Here is a 19,908-nt window from a genome sequence, read left to right on the forward strand (position 1 = left end):
ATTCCGCCGGATTGGATTGCGGATCCAGGCTTCTAGCTGGAACTCTTGGAGTTCGTTTGGCCATCGCTAGCACGTTGAATTCGACGATCATTGGCCGACCCAAAATTGGGTGCTACCGCCCTGCTCTGTTTGGTTGTGTGCCGGTAGGTTTGAAATCCTGGGAAGGCAAATTGGTCTTTACGATTTCGTTACAGCGAGCGTAGAGAATTCAGACGATTGTCATTTGGTTTTTATTGGCTGAGCGCATAGGCCCAACGGGCCGCGATAAAGCAACTCTGTTGGCGGTCGAACCAAGCGACCACCAGCCAGAGTCGCAAGCCGATGAAATGCGGTTGGCCACTTCAGTCCGTGTTAGGATCGCCGAGCGCGTTCCATCGGCTTGCACCTCTGGCTAGCGTGACGATTTTCGACTGACTCGAGTCATGTTTTCCGTCCTTGATCCGTGGCTCGGCCGTGTTCCATTCTGGGATCCGAAAATAGCGCCACTTCAAAATACGCCTGCGAGCGAATGCGTTTGGCTGCTTTGATCCGTATTGGAATCGCCGAGCAAGTTTTCCTCGCTTGCGCAACAGGCTGCGAAGAGAGATGCCCGCCGGCTTTCCAATTTGTTCGCTGGAAGCAGGGGGCTTTGGCCATGATTTGGGGATCGCAACCAAAATCGCATATTTGGCGATCAAGCGTGAGGACGACGTCGCGCGGAACAGGCGATTCTTTTTGATCCCGAGGAGTCTGCCGATCGTACGGAAGGGGCCTGAAATAGGGCGCGGCTTGTCTGGCGTGCGCAGGCATCGCCGGTTGTTCTTCATTGCTGGAATAAAAAAAGCGTCCGGCCTGTGCGTGACAGACCGAACGCTTGATGTTGAGCGATGGCGGCAGGGCGCCGGATTAGGCGGTTGCTTCGGTTTGGGTAACTTCTCGTTCCAAAAACTCACCCATGCGGCGGAATTTGTCGTAGCGCTGTTGGACCAGGTTATCGGCTTCGACGCCGTTGAGTTCTTTCAAGGTCTTCAGCAGGTACATCTTGAGCCGCGCCGCCATTTGGCGATGATCGCGATGAGCGCCGCCGAGCGGTTCTTCGATGACGTCGTCGACCACGCCAAACTTCGGCAGGTACTTCGACGTGAAGCGCAGCGCGTCGGCCGCTTGCTCTTTGAACTGATGGCTCTTCCACAAAATGCCGGCGCAACCTTCCGGCGAGATCACCGAGTAGTACGAGTGCTGCAGCATCGCGACGCGATCACCCACGCCGATGCCGAGAGCGCCGCCAGAGCCCCCTTCGCCGATCACGACGCAGACGACCGGAGTCCGCAGTCGCGACATTGCGAACATCGCGTCGGCGACGGCCATCGCCTGGCCGCGTTCTTCGGCGCCGACGCCGGGATAGGCGCCCGGCGTGTCAATGAAGGCGATGACCGGAATTTGGTACTTCTCAGCCAACTGCATCTTGGAGATCGCTTTGCGATAACCCTCGGGGTGTGCACAACCGAAGTAGCATTCGCTCCGTTCTTTGAGGTTGCGTCCCTTGAAGTGCCCGAGGAACATTACTTTGAACGCGTCGAGCTTGGCGAAGCCGGTCCGCAGGGCGCGATCGTCGCCGAACTTGCGGTCGCCGTGCAACTCGACAAACTCGTCGAAGACCAGGTTCAAATAGTCGGCCGACTGCGGACGCTGTTGATGACGCGCGACTTCGACCGTTTGCCAGGCCGAGAGGTTCTCGTAGATCGACTTGGTCTTATCGGCGATCTCGCGCTTTAGCGAGCGGATTTCTTCTTGCGTCTCGACGCTGTCGTCTTTTTTCGCTTCGAGATCTTGTAGTTGCTTTTCTAAGCGTTCGATCGGTTCTTCAAAACCGAGATAAATTCTGGCGGCCATGCGCGGAGTTGACTCCCGTAGGATTGCGTAAGTTCTGAACGGCGCGAGTCTGCGGCGTTATTTGGTTTCTTCTTCGACCGGAGGAATTTCTTCCGGCGTTTTCCGTTCTCGTTCGGCGAGCGACGGCGGCTTCTTGGGCGGAATCTTGTAAATCTTGGTTTGATGAAACAGGCGCAGCAGCGTCGCCATGTCGTCGGGGCGATCTTCTTTTTTCTTGGCCATCATGCGGGCCACCAACGTCGAAAATTCGTCGGTCACGTTGGGGTTGGCGGCTTGCAGTGAAGGGACCTGCCCACGGAGATGTTTGTCGAGCAGGTGGTCAGCGCTGGTCGCCGTAAAAGGCAACTTGCCGCTCATTAATTCAAATACCGTGCAACCCAAACCATACAAATCAGAGCGGCCGTCGAGGGCTTCGCCTTTGATTTGTTCAGGAGACATATAGCTGCGGGTTCCTTGGACTTTGGAACTGCCGAACCACTTGGAAAGGCCGGAGCGTTTCTTCTCGGCGATCGAGAAGTCGATCAGCTTCAGGTTTCCTTCGTAGTCGAGCAGAAAGTTGTCTGGCTTCACGTCGCGATGGATCCAGCCTTGCTCGTGAACGTAGCCAAGTCCTTTGGCGGCTTCTTCAAGGATCTTCGGAGTCCAGTAGGCGAGTTCGGCGCCATCCTCGCGCAGGGCCATTTTCATGTTGCGCGAGATGCCGCATTCCATCGTCAGGTAGGGGATCTCGCGATGGATGTTGAACTCGTAGACATGAATCACCAAGGGGTGGTCAAAGTTGTGAGCCACCTCGTATTCATGCTTCAGCGCATGGATCTGTTCTTTGTCTTTGCAGAATTTATCATGCAGCGCCTTCAATGCGACGCGGCGGCGATCAAGGTCGTTGATCGCTTCCCACACCTGGCAGGACTGGCTAGCGCGAAGCATGCGCACCAAGCGATAAGAGCCTATGTAGTTACGTCCTGCTGTAGCCACTCGCAGTCACCTGCGCCACGGGGCGCGTCGATTCTCTGTTTCCGGACGGCGAAGCGCGCCCGAGGCGATTCGCACGAAAAGTCCGTCAATTCTACCCTAACCGCTACAAATTCAAAAGAGCGAGCTGCGTCGGCACTTTCGCGGTAAGAATAGGACAAGTCGTTGATGGAAATAGCTTTACGACTTTTTGTCCAGCACCGTTTGATACGACTTACGAATCTCGGCGGTCATGTGCCGATGCGGGAAGACCTGGGCGGCGCGGCGTCTTCCCTCGGTTCCCAGCCGTTGCCGCAAGTCGGCGTCACCCGCCAAGCGAATGAGAGCCGCGGCCAATTTCGCGACATCTTTGGGGGGGACCAGCTCGCCGGTTTCGTCGGTCACTACGACTTCCCGGGCTCCATCAATGTCAAAGCTGACGGCCGGTTTGCCTGATAGTAGTGCTTGAGGAAGGGCGCGGGCGAGCCCTTCGCGCAGGCTGGCGTGGACCAAAATATCCATCGCACCGGCATAGCGGGGAATCTCGGCCGGCGGAATCAGTCCGACCAGCTGAAAATAGTCGGTCAGGCCGGCCGCGTTGATTTCTGAAACATACTTGTCATGCAGCAGCCCATCGCCGATCCAGAGGAAACGGACATTGGGTACGGCGTCGATCACTTGGCGAGCCGCGGCCAGCACGTACTCGTGCCCTTTCAGGTGAAACAGCCGAGCGATCTTGCCGATCACGACATGCTCGGGCCGATAGCCAAGTTGCTGTCGCAGTTGGTCTCGCCACTGGCCGGACTCGAGAAACGGCTCGACTTCCATCCCGCTATAGATGGTGGTGAACTTTTCACGCGGTGCGACTTGCGCGTCAACCATCAGGTCGGTCATCGCGTCGGCGACGCAGATCATTTGATCGCACCGTTTGGCGGCGAAGCGTTCGCATGCGGTGAAAAACTTACGAGCCGCCGCCGATTGATAAGGATGAAACGGCGCCCCATGCACGGTATGAATCACGGCCGGCACACGCAGCGAGGTCGCGGCCATCCGGCCCAGCATGCCGGCTTTGGCGCTATGCGTATGCACGACGTCAGGGCGAAACTCGCGGAGGATTTTTTTGATTTCGTAATAGCCGCGGAGATCGTCCCAAGGGTAGATGTTGCGAACCAAATGCGGCGCCAAAGCGACCGGCACCTGATGATCGCTTCGATCGAGCAGCGTCCCTTCTCGCCCTGGTGATGGGCCGGTGATCAGCAGCACGTCATCGCCAAAGTCGCGGATCAAGTCTTGGCAATTGTAGAGCGTATTTTCTTGCGCGCCGCCGACGATCATCCGCGTAATGACGTGCGCGATACGCATGGGAAGGGTCGCTTTCGTTAGTCGAGCCAGCAAGTTTCGGGATAATCGACGCGTAGCAAGTATAGTCCGTGCGCCGGCGCCGTCATGCCGCCGGCGGTCCGTTTCTTTGCGGCCAGCACTTCCGCGACCCACTCGGGCGGGCGGCGTCCTTTGCCTACATCGACCAACGTGCCGACGATGATGCGCACCATGTTGTAGAGAAAGCCGTTCGCTTCGACTTCGATCGCGACCTTGTCAAACTCGTGCCGCTCGCTACGGAGCACTTGCACGTCAAAGACATGGCGAACCGTGGTCATGCGCTCGGACCCGACCGATTCGAAGCTGGCGAAGTCGTGCTCGCCGATCAGGTGTTGAGCGGCGGCTTGCATCGCGGCGAAGTTGAGTTCTTTTTTTACGAACCAGGCGTACTGACGAGAAAAAACGTCGTCGATCCGCCCTTCCTGCAGCAAATAGCGATAGCGCTTTTTGATGGCGCAGTCGATCGCGTTGAACTCTGGAATCGCGTTGCGGGCGCTTTGGACGACGATGTCTGGGGGGAGTTCGGCGTTGAGCGCGCGGCGCATCACGTCGGGCGAAAGCTGGGATTGCATCCGAAAACTGACGACCTGCCCGATCGCATGGACGCCGGAGTCGGTTCGCCCGCTGCCGGTGACGCGGATCTTTTCGCCGGTGATTTTCAGCAGCGTCCGCTCGAGCGCCCCTTGAATGGTCCGCTGATCATTTTGGATTTGCCAACCAGCGTAGTTGGTTCCGTCATACGACACGATCAGTTGCAGCGCTCGCTCAGGGAGTTCAGTCACGCCGCGCCTCCATGCCAGGCGAGCATGACACTAGCCCGCAGCGCAAGCAAGGGAATGTGATTGGCCACTTCGAACCATGTTCGCATCGCCATCCGCTTTCCCTCGCTTGCGCAGCGGGCTAGTGTTTGAATCGATTGAATCTGCAAGCGACCTAAACCGTCGCGGCCGAATTGACGAGCAACTCGGCGATTTGCACTGCGTTGGTCGCGGCGCCTTTGCGTAGGTTGTCGCTGACGCACCAGAAAGCGATGCCGTTTTCGCAGGAGAGGTCTTTGCGGATGCGACCGACATAGACATCGTCATTGCCGGTGCAGCCGAGCGGCATCGGGTATTGGCCGTTCGCCAGATCGTCGATCACCGTAATGCCGGGGAAGTCGCGGAACAGCTGCGTCGCTTCGGCGGCCGACAGCGGCTTTTCGGTTTCGACCAAGATGCTTTCGCTATGGCAGTTGGTGACCGGCACGCGGACGCACGTCGGGCAGACCAGGATCGAATCGTCGCCGAAGATCTTGCGCGTTTCGTACACCATCTTCATTTCTTCCGAGGTGTAACCTTCGTGCTTCGGTCCGCCGATCTGCGGAATCAGATTGAACGCGATCGGATGGGCGAAGGTCTTGCGATCGTACGCTTGACCGTCGAGCGAAGCTCGCGAACTGTCGGTCAGTTCGGCTTGGCCCGCGACCCCTGCTCCGCTGGTCGCTTGATAGGTGGAGACGATCACGCGGCGAATCTTGGCCGCGGCATGCAGCGGTTGCATCGCGACAACCATCTGCGTGGTCGAACAATTGGGGCTGGCGATCAGTCCCTTATGATCTTTGATCGCTTCTGGATTGACTTCCGGCACGATCAGCGGCACGGTTTTGTCCATGCGCCAGTAGCCGCTTTCGTCGATGACGACGCAGCCGCGTTCGATCGCCCAGGGAGCGAACTCTTGCGCGGTTTCGTCCGGCGTGCTGCCGATCACCAGATCGAGATCGTTGAACGCATCGGGAGTCATTTCAACGACGGTATGTTCTTCACCGCGGAACGTCAGCTTTGTGCCTGCCGAACGTTTGGATGCGAGAAAGGTGATCGTCTTGTAAGGAAAGTTTCGTTCTTCCAGCAGTTGGCGAATGATACTACCTACGGCCCCGGTGGCCCCTACGATTCCAATATTCTCGTACACCATCAACTCCCGCTGTGAAAACTCAAAGAGGTCCCTGCCGCGGCACATGCGGCCAGGACAAACCCGCATTATAGCGGGTTTTCACCAGACTGTTCAATCCTGCCGATGGTTCGGAATTTGGCGTCTGGGGACGAAAGTCGGCGGTAACCCGAACAAATTCGCCCCGAAATAGCGCCGATCCGCTTACTCCGTAACGAGATCCCCCAAGAGCTGAATCTGCCCGACCCAGATGTTGGTCCCCTGGTACTTGGGGGCTTTCAGTTCCGTTTCCGGGTCTTTCAGGCGGAACGCGACCGGCGTGCGATCGGGTTGTTCGGCGTCGACCTTGATCGTCACGGTATGGACGGCTTGCGGATCCAGATCGTAGGCGATTCGCAACGTCGCGATGCGATGATAGGTGCAATAACTATCAAACCGGGGGATCAATTTGTCGCGTGTCACGCCGTCGACGGTGATGCTGACTTGGCCGCCGTTGGGTCCAACAATGTCATAAAGCTTCGCCTGGGAGCCGCGAAACTTGAAAGTCAACTCGCTGCCGGGCTCGGTCGCTTCCCAGATCTGGCCGAGTCGTTTGCCAAAACTGCGCTGCAGCGAATCGGCGTCGGTCAGTTTTTTCCAATCCCCCTTCAGCATTGAAGGCTGGAGCGGAACCATCTTGGCCGCTTCCCAGTTGTCGGCCACAAACGGCGTCGCCAGCTTTTTGGCGTGATCGACCGGAGGCAGGTCTTTCATTTGCTCGACCGCGGCGGCGACATCGGCCGCGTACAATTCATGTCCGGCGTCGAGCGGGTGAACGCCGTCTTTGGAGAATTGCAGCACGCCGTCGGCTGGCTTTTCGGCCGCTTGAAAGACGAGGGTCCCCTCCCCTTCTCGTTTGACGACTTCCAAGTTGAAGTTGATCGACGGGATCGCGTAGTGATCGGCCAGCATTTCCATCGCCGACGCCGCTCGCGGACAAAGGCCAGCGCGTGTCGCTTCTTCGTAGCTGGTGCGATAGGTGTAAACAAAGCAGATGTCGGTCTCGGGATTGGCGGTCCAAGTTTGGCGGACGATCCCTTCCATCGCTTTCCAGATCTGTTCGGGCGCGGCGCCGCCGTCGTTCACAGCGAACTCGACGAACAGCAAGTCGGGCTTGTATTGCAGCGCGTCTTGTTGAATTCGGAAGACTCCCAGATCGCTGCCGGTGCCGCCGATCGCAGCGTGGATCTCGTCGACTTTCGCCTGGGGGAATTGTTTGCGGAACCAATCGAACGACTTCACGCGCCAGCCGTTGGCGGCGGTGATCGAACCGCCGAGATAGGCGATCTTGACCGGTTGGCCGGCGTTCAGCTTTTTCAGAACGTTGCCCAGACCGTCGCGCGGTTTCACTTTCTCGGCCGGTTGCGCTTCGTAGGTTGGCTTGACCGAAGCATGTTTCACGACAAAGTCGACGATCGGCGTCGGGTCTTCCAGGCCATGCGGATGATGACCGACGCCTGGCTTGGCGATCAGCTGGATATCGCCCCCCAGTTTTTTGTAGCGTTCGGCGATCACGCCGGTGTTTTCGTCCCACGGCACTACGTCGTCGGCGTCGCCGTAGACGTGCAGCAGCGGAACGCCCGCTTTGGCGAGCGGCTCGAGCTTGTCGACCGGGTTTTGATCGTAAGCCAGCGCGGCCGCTTCGTCGGCGAAACCGTAGGCTTGAAGCGCACGCTTCCACTCGCCGGCGCTCCCCTGCCCTTTGCCTTTGCCGCCGGGCCAGCTTTTGATGTCGCAAACCGGCGCGTCGCCGTAGATGCAGGCCACTTTTTCTGGGTTGGCGGCCGCCCAGTTGTAGGCGTACAACCCGCCGCGGCTAAGTCCGGTCAGGGCCGGCTTTTTCGCCAACCCATATTTCTCGGTCAGCTCTTGGTAGAGCGCGTTCCAGTGAGCGACTGCGGTCGGCGAGCCGAGCATGTTCGGCACGTGCATATAAACGATAAAGAAGCCGTCGTTGAGCAGCGCCACGTCAGGCTCGGTCTTGTGACCAAAGAACTCGCCGTGCCAGAGCCAGGGATTGCCAGGCGCCGCTTGCTTCGGAACGACGACGGTCGCTTTTTTACCGTCAACATCAAAGTCGTAGCGGTCGAAGCCTTGGTATTGGCTTTTGGCGCCGGGGAAATCAGGAGTTGCGGCATGGGCCGAAGCGTAGCAAATGAGGAGCGACAACAGCAGCGAGCAAGCAAGTCGAATCATGGCGGATCGCGTTGGGGAGAATTTTGGCGGGGCAAGACCGAAGGACCTTTTATCATGGTTGACCCGCGACCAAGTCGCAATCATTGGTCCTGTATCCAAATCGTCACTGATCGGACGATTTTTGTCCCCTACCCTCCCCTTTGGGCCCGTTGATGCGTGTGTTGGCCCCTGTAACGGGGAGTTCGGTCGCGTAAGGCCTCTGCGAAAAAAATTGTCTATTTGCTCAAGTCGAACTCAAATCGGTCAGGGCCATCTTGCGTTACTTCGATTTCCAGCGGCGTCGTTTTTTCGTCGTGGTACTTGCGGGGGATCGACGATTTAGCCGGACGTTTCATGCTGCGCTGCGTGGCGGTTTCCTCGGTTGGAATCATCTCCGACATTCTGACGTTGGCGTGAACGACCACGCGATACGATCCAAATGGCACATGTTCCAGCGTCGCGTCCCCTTCGGATGACGAGAGAGTCCCTCCGCCGACTCCAGATAGATCGATGGCGGCGTCCGAGATCGGAGCGCCTTCGCTGGTGAGATGGATCACAATCGGTTTGCCGGCGCCGACCGGCCGACCGGACGCGTGATTGCATCCCCAGCAAGCCAAGACTATCAGTCCTAGAGTGACAAGGCTGGACTTAGGCGAAATAGTCACGTTAATCTCCGGAGCGGATTCTTCGAGATAAGAGACGCGTCTAACGATGGGAGCGATGCAAACCGCGCCCATTAGTATTCGCCGATGACTTCGCCATCGTCACGGACCGAGAGCTTCGCCAGCAAATCGAAGTCGATGACTTCCGAGATAAAGTGGACCGAACCATCTGCAAACGCCGCCTGAATGCCGCCGGGATGATACGAGTTGACAATCGTATTGGGGCGATACGGGAGATTCGCGTTGCTAGGGGCTCCTGACTTCCAATAGGTGTTCGGCGGAACGCGCACCGTGGTCAGGGCGCAGGTATACATATTGCTGCCTGCGTAGGTGGAGATATCGGTTTCGAGCGTGTAAGGAGTGCCGGTCGTGTTGAAGACCCAGCCGTGCCATCCGCCGAGCGTGTTCGCGCTGATTTCAATTCCATTGACTTGTCCCGACTGCTCGGCGATGACGATCGTATTCGAACTTCCGTCGATGCATTCGTTTAGTCCGGCGCCGCGCAATGTTCGCATGATCCCGTTTTCACAGAAGGCGCCGCCGACGAGCGCCGAGGAGCCAGTGCAGACGTTGGCCCGGCCCGCGGGATCGGGATAAGCGCCTACCACGCCGACATAGTCCATCACTTGACTGTCCCGTTCGACCGAACCGATCGTCAGGCCCGAACTCGGAAAATCTTTGCGGTTTGTCATTCCGAAAACGCTGGATGGGCACTGGAACATGGAAACGCGCGCGTCCGTGAGGACCTGCGGCGTGGAGGAGCTATGCCCCCAAAAAACCGTGGTCGAAAAGTCCAATTGCTGATAGAGCGGCATCTGGTCGATGTAGGGTAGAATCGAGATTCGCCAATTGATCGATTTCGTATAAGGGACCCCGGCGGTGCTGCCGGCCGGAAAGCGACCATACGTATCATGATAATTCTGCATCGCCAGCCCAATCTGCTTCAGATTGTTCTGGCAAGACATCCGCCGCGCGGCTTCGCGGGCCTGCTGCACGGCCGGTAGGAGAAGCGCGATCAAGACGCCGATGATCGCGATGACCACCAAAAGTTCAACAAGGGTAAAACCAGATGTAGTACGAGACCGAAGAGTCATGCGAATCACTTTCTATCGATACCAGGCATGCAAGGATGAGACAAAGTCAGCTAGCGGCCGAAAATTGTGGCTTGGGATGAACTCCGCCGCCGTTCGGGGCGCTGCTTCCAATCGCTCTATTTCTTGAGGTCGAACTCAAAACGACCAGCAGTTCCTTCCGCGACTTCAATTTGCAGCGGAGTCGTTTGTTCGTGTTGGAACTTTCGTGGAATCAGGTTGGGTTGAGCTTTCTTCACAACGGGAGTCGGCTTGGCGTCGTCAAGCGGAGCAACGTTGCTAAGGTCCATCGGCGGATGGATGACCACCTGGTAAACGCCGTACGGCACATGCTCGAAGTTCGCTTCGCCGGTCGAAGTGATCTTGGCGCCGCCGCCGGCGCCGGAAAGATCAATCAAGCCTTCGCCGAGGGGGGATCCGCCCGACAAGATCTGAATGACGATCGGTTTGCCGGGATCGAGTGGGCGACCAAGGTTGGGGCCGCACCCCAAACAAAGCAAGCAGCCGGCGACGCCGACCCAAGTCATTTGAAAAGCATTTGTCACAAGACGCTCCCGAGTTGACCAATTCAATCAAAAACCGATAGACGCTGCGTGAATTGCGATCGCCCCTAGTAGGGTCCGATCACTTCGCCGTCGTCACGAACCGACAGCTTCGACAGCAACGTGAAATCGATCGTTTGCGGAATGAAGTGAACCGAACCATCGGCGAAAACTGCTTGAATGCCGCCGGGGTGGAACGAATTCAAGACGGTGTTTGGCGCATACTGGTTGTAGGCGTTCGACGGCGCACCTGACTTCCAGTACGTGTTGGGGGCGACGCGGACCGTGGTGATGCCGCCGGCATAGATCGTGCCGGTATAGGTGGCGATATCCGTCGTAGATGTGTAGTGCGTCTCGCTGTTGAAAACCCAGCCGTGCCAACCGCCGAGCGGATTGGCGCTCTTTTCAACGCCGTCGACTTGTCCCGACTGCTCGGCGATCAGGATCGTATTGGAAGTTCCGTCCAGGCATTCCTGCAGGCCGATTCCCTTTAAGGTTCGCATCATGCCGTTTTCGCAAAGCGCGCCGTACCGTAGCGCCGACGAGGCGGTGCAGAGATCATCGCGACCGGCTGGGTCCGGATAGGCGCCGACGACGCCGACGTAGTCCATTACCTGACAATCGATATCGACGCCGCCAGACGTTCGACCGCTATAAACGATGTCTTTGCGATTGGTCATCTCGAAGGCGCTAGAGGGACACTGAAACATCGGCACGCGCAGGTCGGACAGCACCTGAGGAGTCGCTGAGTGTGCCCAAAACGAACCATGCGCATGATCAAGTTGCTGATAGGCGGCATTCTGTTCGATGTAAGGAAGCATCGCGACGCGCCAATTCGCGGCGTTTTTCTGGTCGGTGGCGGCGGACGAAGACGTAGCGCCGGCCCCGGCCGGAAAGCGGCCGTACGTGTCGTGGTAGTTTTGCATCGCCAGGCCGATCTGCTTCAGATTGTTCAGGCAAGACATTCGCCGCGCGGCTTCACGCGCCTGCTGGACGGCCGGTAACAACAAAGCGATTAAGACGCCGATGATCGCAATGACCACCAGGAGCTCAACGAGCGTAAAACCGTCAGGTCGTCGAGTTCGGAAAACCATGCCAGAACCTTTGTGTGTTGAAGTTCGCTACGATGCGAGAACGAAAGCTTGTAAGAATGAAAAATGCTGGCCCAAGTTCGGCTTACGCCGACCAGAGGTGATACAACGTGATATCTAAGATGCAAAAAAAAGCAGCGTTAGCCCGCGAAAGAGCAATTAACGCAATTGTCGTACCACGACCTGCCCTGCCGTGGGGGGAACCGGCGGCTGAAGTCGTCGAACGGAGGCTGTATCGAGGAATACAGCAATAAATCTGAAATAGTGGAGGCGTTTTGCGTCTTGCCCCCCCAAGGAAAAGCGGCTGAGAGATGACGAGAAAGCATGCGGGACTTACTCCCAGCGGTTGCCGGGGAAGAGAATGCTTAAAATCACGGCAGGAACCCAGCAGGCGACCAACCAACAGTCCCGTCGCCGCGCAGCGCGCCAGTCGCGATTGTCCGGCTTGGCGCCGCGCCGGGCATTTTCATGCTTCTCAGGGGTGCTTAAAGCAAAAAAAAAATGCTGCAGCCAAGCGAGTGGCTGCAGCGATCGCGATCACTTGAAGTCTTGAGAAAGATTAGTAGTCGCCCACGACTTTGCCGTCGATCGGATTGGTCAGATTACCCCAAACCGTCGGATCGACTGTGCCGCTTACATTGCGAACGCTGCCGTCTCCCAGGCCGATATTCATCGCCCCAGGATGCGGCGAACTGCCGCCGCCGGTAGCGCGACTAGCGTTGGAGTAGATCGGCGTAATCTGCGGTACGGGACACGTGCCGGTTTGAGGATCGACGGTGCGGCAAATCTGAGGAGTCCATCTTCCTTCAGAGTTCGCCCACAGACTTGATTCGTTCGCGGCGCACTGGCCATATCGCTCGCCGAAGAAGACCGTGTTTGACAAGCCGTCGGTAACCGTGGCGATGTTCGTCGCACCTTCCTGATTGTTGGTGGCGCGATCGCAGAACGCCATGTAGTTCACGCCGTAGTTGCTGATCGCATGCGTCGCGTCGGGCCCCGTGGGATAACCATAGCCGGTCGCTGCGGCAGGGCTTCGTTCGGACGGACAGCGATAAGCTTCGATAATGTACTTGTAGACCGGCTGACCACTGTAGGAGTTGTCCATGCCGCCGCCGACGCTGATGGCGCCTTGATACAGAGTGTTCTGTTCGATGTACGGTAGGATATGGAAAAAGAACGAGCCGGAGAGATCAAAAAACGGTCCCTTTCGTTCAACGCGCCCGTTCCAGTTACCCGACTTGGCGCCGGCCGGCGGAAAGAGGCCATAGGTGTCGTGCACATTGTGAGAAGCGAGGATCAGTTGTTTGATTTTGTTGGTGCATTCCATCCGACGAGCCGCTTCACGCGCCTGTTGAACAGCCGGAAGCAGCAGCGCAATGAGGACTCCGATGATGGCGATGACAACCAGTAACTCAACGAGGGTAAAACCTTGGCGCTGTGTCATTTCAACTCTCCTTTAACCAGGGAGGAAATACGGTGAAGAGACGAAACGCTGGGGGGACCGTCTCCATGCATCAATTCAGTCAAAGGTGGAACAACGCCGGCGCTGGCCGCATGACGTCGGTGCGACGGCGTTGCTATTTGGGATTGCTGGAAATTTCGATCGGCGGGATTTGATTACTGCCGCTAGAAATCGTAACCGTCAACGGCGACGATTCTTTGTCACGATAAACTTCCGGAACGACGCTCTTTCCGCCCATCTCCGTGGGGACCTTATCGACCACCACGTAGTAGTCGCCCGGCGTGATTGGGTTGATGCTATCTTCGGTGATTTTGTACGCACCTTGGGCGTCGGCCGTGCCGTAGTGAATTCCTTTTGCGCCGTTGTCTTTGGGATAAAGCTGAACTCCGGCGCGGTCCAGCGGAGTTCCATCCATGGTCACTGTTCCCTGGAAGGTTTCACCTTCACTGCCGCAACCAACGAACAGCAACGACATCAGCGCGGCGCTGAGGAAGAATCCAACGAAATGCAATTTCATAATTTCACCTGCTCCTAGAAATCGGCAACTCGCCGCGGTCGATCGAAATGACCGCGGCGATCACGTGGTGGCTGCGAGACGAGAGAATTAGAATTCACCAATGACTTTGCCGTCGATCGGATTGGTCAGATTGCCCCAAACCGTTGGGTCAACCGTGCCGGCGACATTGCGAACGCTGCCATCGCCTAGGCCGATATTCATTGCGCCTGGATGGGGCGAACTGCCGCCGCTGCTCGAGATACCGGCGTTCTTGTAGTACGGAGTGATCTGCGGAACGGGGCAAGTGCCGCTGTTGACATTCACGCCGCGGCAAATCTGCGGCGCCCAAGTGCCGGAGGAATTCGCCCACAGGCTCGAATTATCGGAGGCGCATTGGCCATACCGTTCGCCGAAGAAGACCGTATTGGACAAGCCGTCGGTAATCGTGGCGATGGTCGACGCGCCTTCTTGGTTATTGTTAGAGCGATCGCAGAAGGCCATATAGTTCACGCCGTAATTGGAGATCGCATGCGTCCCATCGGGGCCGGTGGGATAACCGTACCCGGTGCCTGCTGCGGGACTTCGTTCCGACGGGCAGCGATAAGCCTCGATGATGTATCGGTAGACCCCCTGACCGTTGACGCTATTGTCCATATTGCCGCCGGCGCTGATGGCGCCGTCGTAGAGCGAATTTTGCTCAATGTACGGCAGAATATGGAAGTAAAACGAACCGGCGAGATTATGGAATGGTCCCTTTCGTTCGACTCTCGCGTTATGTGCGCCCGACTTTCCGCCGGCCGGCGGAAACACGCGAAAAGTGTCGTGGACATTGTGCGACGCAAGCACGAGCTGCTTGATCTTGTTGACGCATTCCATCCGGCGAGCCGCTTCGCGGGCTTGTTGGACGGCGGGAAGCAGCAGTGCGATCAGCACGCCGATAATCGCAATCACGACGAGCAATTCAACGAGCGTAAAACCTGAGCGACGGGCCATGGCAATTCCTTTTAAAATGATTGATTAGATAATAAAAAGGAGGATTCTGGGCGACCGCGAATGCGGCGTAGCCTAGGGAAAAGAGCGTCTTCCGGCGAAACGCCAGCGGACCCCTGCGGCCAAAAGAAAGAGGAGGAAAATAGGCCCCAAGAATCACGCAAAAGACAGGAGGCATTTTTGCACACAGATGCAAAGTATAAAATGGAGAATGCCGCAAAAAAAATTATTAACACATAAATAAGTAGTCGGCTTAGTTGTATTAAGGGGTTTGTGTGTGAAGAATCCCCTGCTAATGGACGGTCTATGGATGAAATCTCGCTGCTGTCAGGTTTTTCTCGTTGCACGATCCGAGCTCGCCAGCGCCATTGGGGCGGAGTTCAGAATCACATGCAGTTGGTTTGCAACCACCGCGATCTCAGCGGTATGGATTTGGTTGGAACGCCCTGGCTGACCGATTCCTGCCAAGCGCGAAGCGGCTGTTTGCACCGCTCTCACTTCGCAATTCAACGCGCTGAAGCGGCCAAGACGAGTGGTTTGACCTACCCCCCGATTTCCGGTTAGGCTGATCGATTCTAATACGAAGGATCGTCGGCGTTCCCCTGCCGTTGGCGATGCGGCGAAACCGATCACGCGGGGACTTTGCAAGATATGGATAGGGTCGGGGCGCCTCGCATGGAATCGACTTCTTTGGTCACTCACGAGCAATTGCTTTCGACCATGCAGCAATACTGGGGCTACGAAGGGTTTCGCCCTTTGCAGCAAGAAGCGATGCAGGCCGTTCTGGACGATCGCGATTCGGTGGTCGTGATGCCGACTGGCGGCGGAAAGTCGCTTTGCTACCAGGTCCCTGCCCTTTGCAAACCAGGTCTGGCGGTGGTGGCTTCGCCGCTCATCTCACTGATGAAAGATCAGGTCGATGCGCTGACGGCCTGCGGCATTCAAGCGGCCTGTATTAACAGCACGATCACGGCCGACGAGCGTCGCCAGATCGCCGCCGATATTCGCAGCGGATCGATGCGCGTGTTGTACCTGGCGCCAGAGCGATTGCTCTCGGAGCGGATGCTCGACTTCTTGGCAGGCGCCGACGTCTCGTTTTTCGCGATCGACGAATCGCATTGCATCAGCGAATGGGGGCACGACTTCCGTCCCGAGTATCGCATGATGAAGACGCTCAAAGAAAGCTTTCCCGGCGTCGGCGTGCACGCCTACACGGCGACGGCGACCGAAACGGTGCGGCTCGATATCGCGCAGCAATTGGGACTGGTCGACCCCGAGTTTCTCGTTGGTTCGTTCGATCGTCCGAACTTGAACTACCGTATCCTGCGCCGCGCCGATCGTTTGGCCCAGATCCAAGAGGTGATCGCGCGGCATCCCAACGAGTCAGGCATCGTCTATTGCATTCGCCGCGCGGATGTCGAAGCGATCGCCGAGCAATTAAACGCGGCCGGCGTCAAAGCCCTTCCCTACCACGCCGGGCTCAGCGATGTGCAACGACAGCAGCATCAAGAAGCGTTCATCCAAGAGCGCACCGACGTGATCGTCGCAACGGTCGCGTTTGGCATGGGGATCGATAAGTCGAACGTGCGTTACGTCATCCATGCCGGCATGCCGAAGTCGCTGGAAAGCTATCAGCAAGAAAGCGGCCGCGGCGGTCGTGATGGTTTGGAGGCGGAGTGCGTGCTGCTTTACTCCAGCGGCGACCTAGTCACCTGGAAGCGAATGCTGGGCGATTTGCCAGACGCGGCGCAGCAAGCGGCGATGCGTTCGCTTGACGCACTCGATCATTTTTGCACCGGCGCCGAGTGTCGCCACCGCATGTTGGTCAGCTACTTTGGCCAGGAACTGGAAGCGGAAGAATGCGAAGCGTGCGACGTTTGTCTGGGGACGGTGGAGCTGGTCGAAGACGGGACCGTGCTAGGGCAAAAGATTCTCTCGAGCATTCTGCGAACCGGCGAACGCTTTGGCGCCGATCACAACGCCAAGGTCCTGTGCGGCTCACGCGACAAGCGGGTGCTTGAGTTCGATCATGACAAGCTAAGCACCTACGGGCTGCTGCAAAACGAAAGTATTCGCAGCGTCCGGATGTGGATCGAACAACTGGCTGGCCAGCGCTATCTGGCCAAGACCGGCGAATACAACGTGTTGAAAGTGACCGAAGCCGGTCGAGAGTTGCTACGCGGCGAAGTGACGCCGAAGCTGACCAAGCCGGACATTGCTGACAAAGCCGGCCCCGAGAAAAGCAGCGGCTCTAAGCGGCCGCGCAGGGCCGATGACTGGGAAGGGGTCGATCGCGAACTGTTCGAGTCGCTGCGTACGCTTCGCCGCGAAAAAGCGGAAGAAGCCGGCATCCCCGCCTACATTGTCTTTGGCGACAGTTCTCTGCGCGAAATGGCCCGCCATCGTCCTGCGACGCTCGAAAGTTTTCGGCTGATGAAAGGAGTCGGCGATAAGAAGTGCCAAGACTACGGCGAAGTCTTCACCCAGCACATCGTCAACTATTGCCAGCAGAACGGGCTGGAAGTGGAAGCGATGGAAGTGCAGGTAATCGCCGCTCCCCGCCGCGAGCCCCCTAAGAATCAATCGCAAGCTTTGAAGGACGCGTTCACATTGTTCGCCAAAGGGCAAACGGTCAACGAAGTCGCCAACGTTATCGGCCGCGCCGAGTCCACCGTGCAAGGCTATCTCGAGCAGTTCATTCGCGAAGAAAAGCTGGAAGATCCCACGGCTTGGGTCACCGGCGAAACCGCACGCCGTATTGAAGCGGCGATCGAAGAATGCGGAACCGGCGGACTGCGTCCGATCTATGAGCATCTGAATGAAGAAGTGCCGTATAGCGAGATCCGGATCGTCGCGGCGTGTCTGCAGAACCGTGAAGCGGCTTAAGACGCACAGGCCTTTCTTCATCGTCCACCGCTCCATTTTTTGCAGTTGCGATTTCCCTGGGAAAGGAAGTACTGCGAATGACGATCGGTCTCCGCGATTCGCCAGGACGAGGGTGGTCGAAATGGTCGAGTGGAGTCACTTTTTTTGAGGCGCCACCGACCCTCATCGATTGAGTCAAGGAATCCGTGGCAGCGCCAGTGCTGGCGAGAACGATCGCCTTTGGAAAGCGTGTTTTGGCGAATGAAGCAACATCAACTGGCCCCAATTGAAGAAAATTGCCAGAAAATACCCATTATGGGGTTGATGGTCTTGGTCGATTTACCTACGTTCCCCCGCAGAATGGTGTGTTTTTCTTCGCCTTTTGAGGGGATTGGATGTGAATCTATACAAGCGTTTACGTTTTTGGCATCGCGCCTGGCGATTTCGCCTGCGCTATGAAAAGCGGGGAGTGAACTATCTGTTGAGCCGTAACCTGGCGGGTAAGACAGTTGTTGACGTCGGCGCCAACAAAGGCGTCTATTCATATTGGATGCATCGAAAAGTCGGGCGTACAGGACGCGTCTTTGCGTTTGAGCCTCAACCGGAAATGGTTGAATTTATCACGGATATGAAGCAGTCCTTTGGGCTGGAGAATCTAAGTATCATTCCGGAAGGAGTTTCGTCGAAGCCGACCGAACTCCGGATGACGCGACGTCCGGGTAAGTGGGACTGTGCAACCTTCGAGGATCGTTCGCAGGAATCGTACGAATTCGAGTATTTAACCATCAAGGTCACCACCCTTGACGAGCACTTCACAAAGGTCGATGCGCGACCGGTCAGTTTCATCAAGTGCGATGTAGAAGGTCACGAAGTGGAAGTGTTTCGCGGCGGCGAGTCAATCTTGACGGAAGATCGTCCTGATCTGCTGTTCGAATGTCTCTATGCTGAAAAAAATCGGGTCGATGTCTTCGCGTATCTCCGCGAGATAGGCTATCGCGGATTCTGCTTTTACCGCGATGGATTTGCGCCGGTGGAGGAGTTTGTCGAGTTGAGACCATTTATTCACAAGCGTGCGTTCAAAGACTTTGTCTTTGTTCCAGAAGAACGCGCTCATCTTGTGCCGTTGGTCGACACGGGCCGCTCGCGGCTTTCACCAAAAGTAGCGACGCCAACTCCGGTACGATCAGCAGCGTAGTTGTGAAAAATCCAATCGGATAGGCAAGGCGCAATTGGGCGCCTTGCATCGTCGGCGTCGTTCGGGCCTTACGATGGCTGCAACGCTTGAATACTTGTTTTCACCGCTGCAGCCGAGCGTTGAAACGCCGCTTGTTCTTCTGCCAAGAGGACCGGAAACAAGACGCGGGTAATTCCTGTGCGGCCAATCACGGCTGGCAAGGATAGGCAAACTTCTTTCACGCCCAAAAAGCCGTCGATCCGCACGCTGACCGGCATCGTGTGTTTCAGGTCGTAGACGATGCTGTCGATGATCATCATCGTCGCCAGCGCGATTCCGTAGTTGGTGTGTCCTTTCAGGCCTGAGACCTTGTAGCCCATCGCGACCGTCTGTTGAAACAGTTTGGCCGACATGTCACTGGGATAAAATCGTTGTCCGCCGGTCATCGCCACCGAATGCGCGGCGAACTGAGTGTCGCCATGTTCGCCGAGGATGTAGGCGCGGATATCGTCGGAATGGATTCCCAGTTCTGCCGACAGCAGAGCGCGGTAGCGAACGCTGTCAAGCAGCGTGCCGGTGCCGATAACGCGCTCTGGCGGGAAGCCGGATAATTGAATCGCAGCGTAGGTTAACGCGTCGACCGGATTGCTCACCATGATCAGAATCGCGCCGGGGCTGGCGGCGGCCAACGGAGGAATCCACTGCTCAAGGATCTGATAGTTCTCGGCCGCAAGTTCGGTTCGCTTACGAGTCGGGTCTCCATACGGAACGGAGGCGGTGAAAATGATCAGGTCCGAATTCTCTGAATCGGCGATCTGGCCGGCGCGAATGCGCATGTTGCTATTTTGCATCGCGCTGGCGTTCGACAGATCGATCGCTTCCCCTTCGGCTTTCGCCAGATTGCGATTGAGCAACAGCAATTCGGTCGCCAGCGGATTGATGGTCGCGGCGAACGCGATCGCCGAGCCGACGTGACCTGTGCCGACGATACTGATTTTCATGGAAAGGCTGTTCCTTCTCGGATGCGACTGGAATCCTAAGTATAACCGTGTCGTATCAAGAGAGATGTCCTTTCCGCGGCGGCGAGTCGGGTGGGCTTGCACGGAAAGTGCTGGGTTCGAAATGTCAGCGAAGAGGCCCGGTCGCGATCTTTTGGCATTTTAGGGAATGACCAGCTTGCGACGATCCAATC

At 57.2% G+C, this 19,908-nt stretch carries 16 protein-coding genes; 2 read left to right on the top strand and 14 right to left on the bottom strand.

Annotated elements, in window-relative coordinates:
• Positions 1–885: 885 nt before the first annotated feature.
• The 13 genes from DSM3645_RS10225 to DSM3645_RS10290 all read right to left on the bottom strand — a co-directional run bounded on the left by DSM3645_RS10225 (position 886) and on the right by DSM3645_RS10290 (position 14,680).
• A complete protein-coding gene (locus DSM3645_RS10225; protein WP_002652067.1) occupies positions 886–1,872 on the bottom strand; it encodes an acetyl-CoA carboxylase carboxyltransferase subunit alpha in 987 nt (328 codons plus the stop codon).
• Between the two features lie 57 nt (positions 1,873–1,929).
• Positions 1,930–2,799 (bottom strand): serine/threonine protein kinase, encoded by an 870-nt coding sequence (locus tag DSM3645_RS10230; protein ID WP_081444784.1) that lies wholly within the window; start codon positions 2,797–2,799, stop codon positions 1,930–1,932.
• 225 nt (positions 2,800–3,024) lie between these two features.
• A complete protein-coding gene (locus DSM3645_RS10235) occupies positions 3,025–4,185 on the bottom strand; it encodes a glycosyltransferase family 4 protein (protein ID WP_002652069.1) in 1,161 nt (386 codons plus the stop codon).
• Between the two features lie 17 nt (positions 4,186–4,202).
• On the bottom strand, positions 4,203–4,985 hold the full coding sequence (truA, locus tag DSM3645_RS10240) for a tRNA pseudouridine(38-40) synthase TruA (RefSeq protein ID WP_002652070.1): 783 nt from the start codon (positions 4,983–4,985) through the stop codon (positions 4,203–4,205).
• 151 nt (positions 4,986–5,136) lie between these two features.
• Complete coding sequence (locus DSM3645_RS10245) at positions 5,137–6,150, bottom strand: aspartate-semialdehyde dehydrogenase (RefSeq protein ID WP_040352384.1); 1,014 nt, start codon at positions 6,148–6,150, stop codon at positions 5,137–5,139.
• A 183-nt stretch (positions 6,151–6,333) separates the two neighbouring features.
• On the bottom strand, positions 6,334–8,364 hold the full coding sequence (locus DSM3645_RS31275; RefSeq protein ID WP_002652072.1) for a GDSL-type esterase/lipase family protein: 2,031 nt from the start codon (positions 8,362–8,364) through the stop codon (positions 6,334–6,336).
• A gap of 215 nt (positions 8,365–8,579) precedes the next feature.
• Positions 8,580–8,960, bottom strand: a complete 381-nt coding sequence (locus DSM3645_RS10260; RefSeq protein WP_002652073.1) for a carboxypeptidase-like regulatory domain-containing protein — start codon at positions 8,958–8,960, stop codon at positions 8,580–8,582.
• Between the two features lie 119 nt (positions 8,961–9,079).
• Positions 9,080–10,099, bottom strand: coding sequence for a DUF1559 domain-containing protein (locus DSM3645_RS10265; RefSeq protein ID WP_040351758.1), 1,020 nt, complete (start codon positions 10,097–10,099; stop codon positions 9,080–9,082).
• A 116-nt stretch (positions 10,100–10,215) separates the two neighbouring features.
• Positions 10,216–10,641 carry a hypothetical protein gene (locus tag DSM3645_RS10270; RefSeq protein ID WP_131282412.1) on the bottom strand — a complete coding sequence of 142 codons (426 nt, stop codon included), beginning with the start codon at positions 10,639–10,641 and terminating at the stop codon, positions 10,216–10,218.
• 65 nt (positions 10,642–10,706) lie between these two features.
• The gene (locus tag DSM3645_RS10275; RefSeq protein WP_002652076.1) at positions 10,707–11,732 is read right to left on the bottom strand and encodes a DUF1559 domain-containing protein; all 1,026 of its coding nucleotides are present in this window, start codon (positions 11,730–11,732) and stop codon (positions 10,707–10,709) included.
• Between the two features lie 556 nt (positions 11,733–12,288).
• A complete protein-coding gene (locus tag DSM3645_RS10280; protein WP_002652077.1) occupies positions 12,289–13,173 on the bottom strand; it encodes a DUF1559 family PulG-like putative transporter in 885 nt (294 codons plus the stop codon).
• A gap of 133 nt (positions 13,174–13,306) precedes the next feature.
• Entirely contained in the window at positions 13,307–13,708 is a 402-nt protein-coding gene (locus DSM3645_RS10285) for a carboxypeptidase regulatory-like domain-containing protein (protein WP_002652078.1), read from the bottom strand.
• An 87-nt stretch (positions 13,709–13,795) separates the two neighbouring features.
• Positions 13,796–14,680 carry a DUF1559 family PulG-like putative transporter gene (locus DSM3645_RS10290; protein ID WP_002652079.1) on the bottom strand — a complete coding sequence of 295 codons (885 nt, stop codon included), beginning with the start codon at positions 14,678–14,680 and terminating at the stop codon, positions 13,796–13,798.
• 672 nt (positions 14,681–15,352) lie between these two features.
• Here DSM3645_RS10290 and recQ point away from each other — a divergent pair.
• Positions 15,353–17,563, top strand: a complete 2,211-nt coding sequence (recQ, locus tag DSM3645_RS10300; protein WP_002652081.1) for a DNA helicase RecQ — start codon at positions 15,353–15,355, stop codon at positions 17,561–17,563.
• Between the two features lie 448 nt (positions 17,564–18,011).
• Complete coding sequence (locus tag DSM3645_RS28050; protein WP_131282415.1) at positions 18,012–18,737, top strand: FkbM family methyltransferase; 726 nt, start codon at positions 18,012–18,014, stop codon at positions 18,735–18,737.
• 68 nt (positions 18,738–18,805) lie between these two features.
• Here DSM3645_RS28050 and DSM3645_RS10310 read toward each other — a convergent pair whose 3' ends face one another.
• Positions 18,806–19,717, bottom strand: a complete 912-nt coding sequence (locus DSM3645_RS10310) for a lactate/malate dehydrogenase family protein (protein ID WP_002652083.1) — start codon at positions 19,715–19,717, stop codon at positions 18,806–18,808.
• Positions 19,718–19,908: the final 191 nt, after the last annotated feature.

Source organism: Blastopirellula marina DSM 3645 (assembly GCF_000153105.1).
Taxonomy (GTDB): Bacteria; Planctomycetota; Planctomycetia; order Pirellulales; family Pirellulaceae; genus Blastopirellula; species Blastopirellula marina.

Excerpts from the sequence above, each read along its gene's own strand:
- DSM3645_RS10225 (WP_002652067.1), bottom strand. The coding sequence starts at position 1,872 with ATGGCCGCCAGAATTTATCTCGGTTTTGAAGAACCGATCGAACGCTTA.
- DSM3645_RS10230 (WP_081444784.1), bottom strand. The coding sequence starts at position 2,799 with ATGCTTCGCGCTAGCCAGTCCTGCCAGGTGTGGGAAGCGATCAACGAC.
- DSM3645_RS10235 (WP_002652069.1), bottom strand. The coding sequence starts at position 4,185 with ATGCGTATCGCGCACGTCATTACGCGGATGATCGTCGGCGGCGCGCAA.
- DSM3645_RS31275 (WP_002652072.1), bottom strand. The coding sequence starts at position 8,364 with ATGATTCGACTTGCTTGCTCGCTGCTGTTGTCGCTCCTCATTTGCTAC.
- DSM3645_RS10265 (WP_040351758.1), bottom strand. The coding sequence starts at position 10,099 with ATGACTCTTCGGTCTCGTACTACATCTGGTTTTACCCTTGTTGAACTT.
- DSM3645_RS10275 (WP_002652076.1), bottom strand. The coding sequence starts at position 11,732 with ATGGTTTTCCGAACTCGACGACCTGACGGTTTTACGCTCGTTGAGCTC.
- DSM3645_RS10280 (WP_002652077.1), bottom strand. The coding sequence starts at position 13,173 with ATGACACAGCGCCAAGGTTTTACCCTCGTTGAGTTACTGGTTGTCATC.
- DSM3645_RS10285 (WP_002652078.1), bottom strand. The coding sequence starts at position 13,708 with ATGAAATTGCATTTCGTTGGATTCTTCCTCAGCGCCGCGCTGATGTCG.
- DSM3645_RS10290 (WP_002652079.1), bottom strand. The coding sequence starts at position 14,680 with ATGGCCCGTCGCTCAGGTTTTACGCTCGTTGAATTGCTCGTCGTGATT.
- recQ (WP_002652081.1), top strand. The coding sequence starts at position 15,353 with ATGGAATCGACTTCTTTGGTCACTCACGAGCAATTGCTTTCGACCATG.
- DSM3645_RS10310 (WP_002652083.1), bottom strand. The coding sequence starts at position 19,717 with ATGAAAATCAGTATCGTCGGCACAGGTCACGTCGGCTCGGCGATCGCG.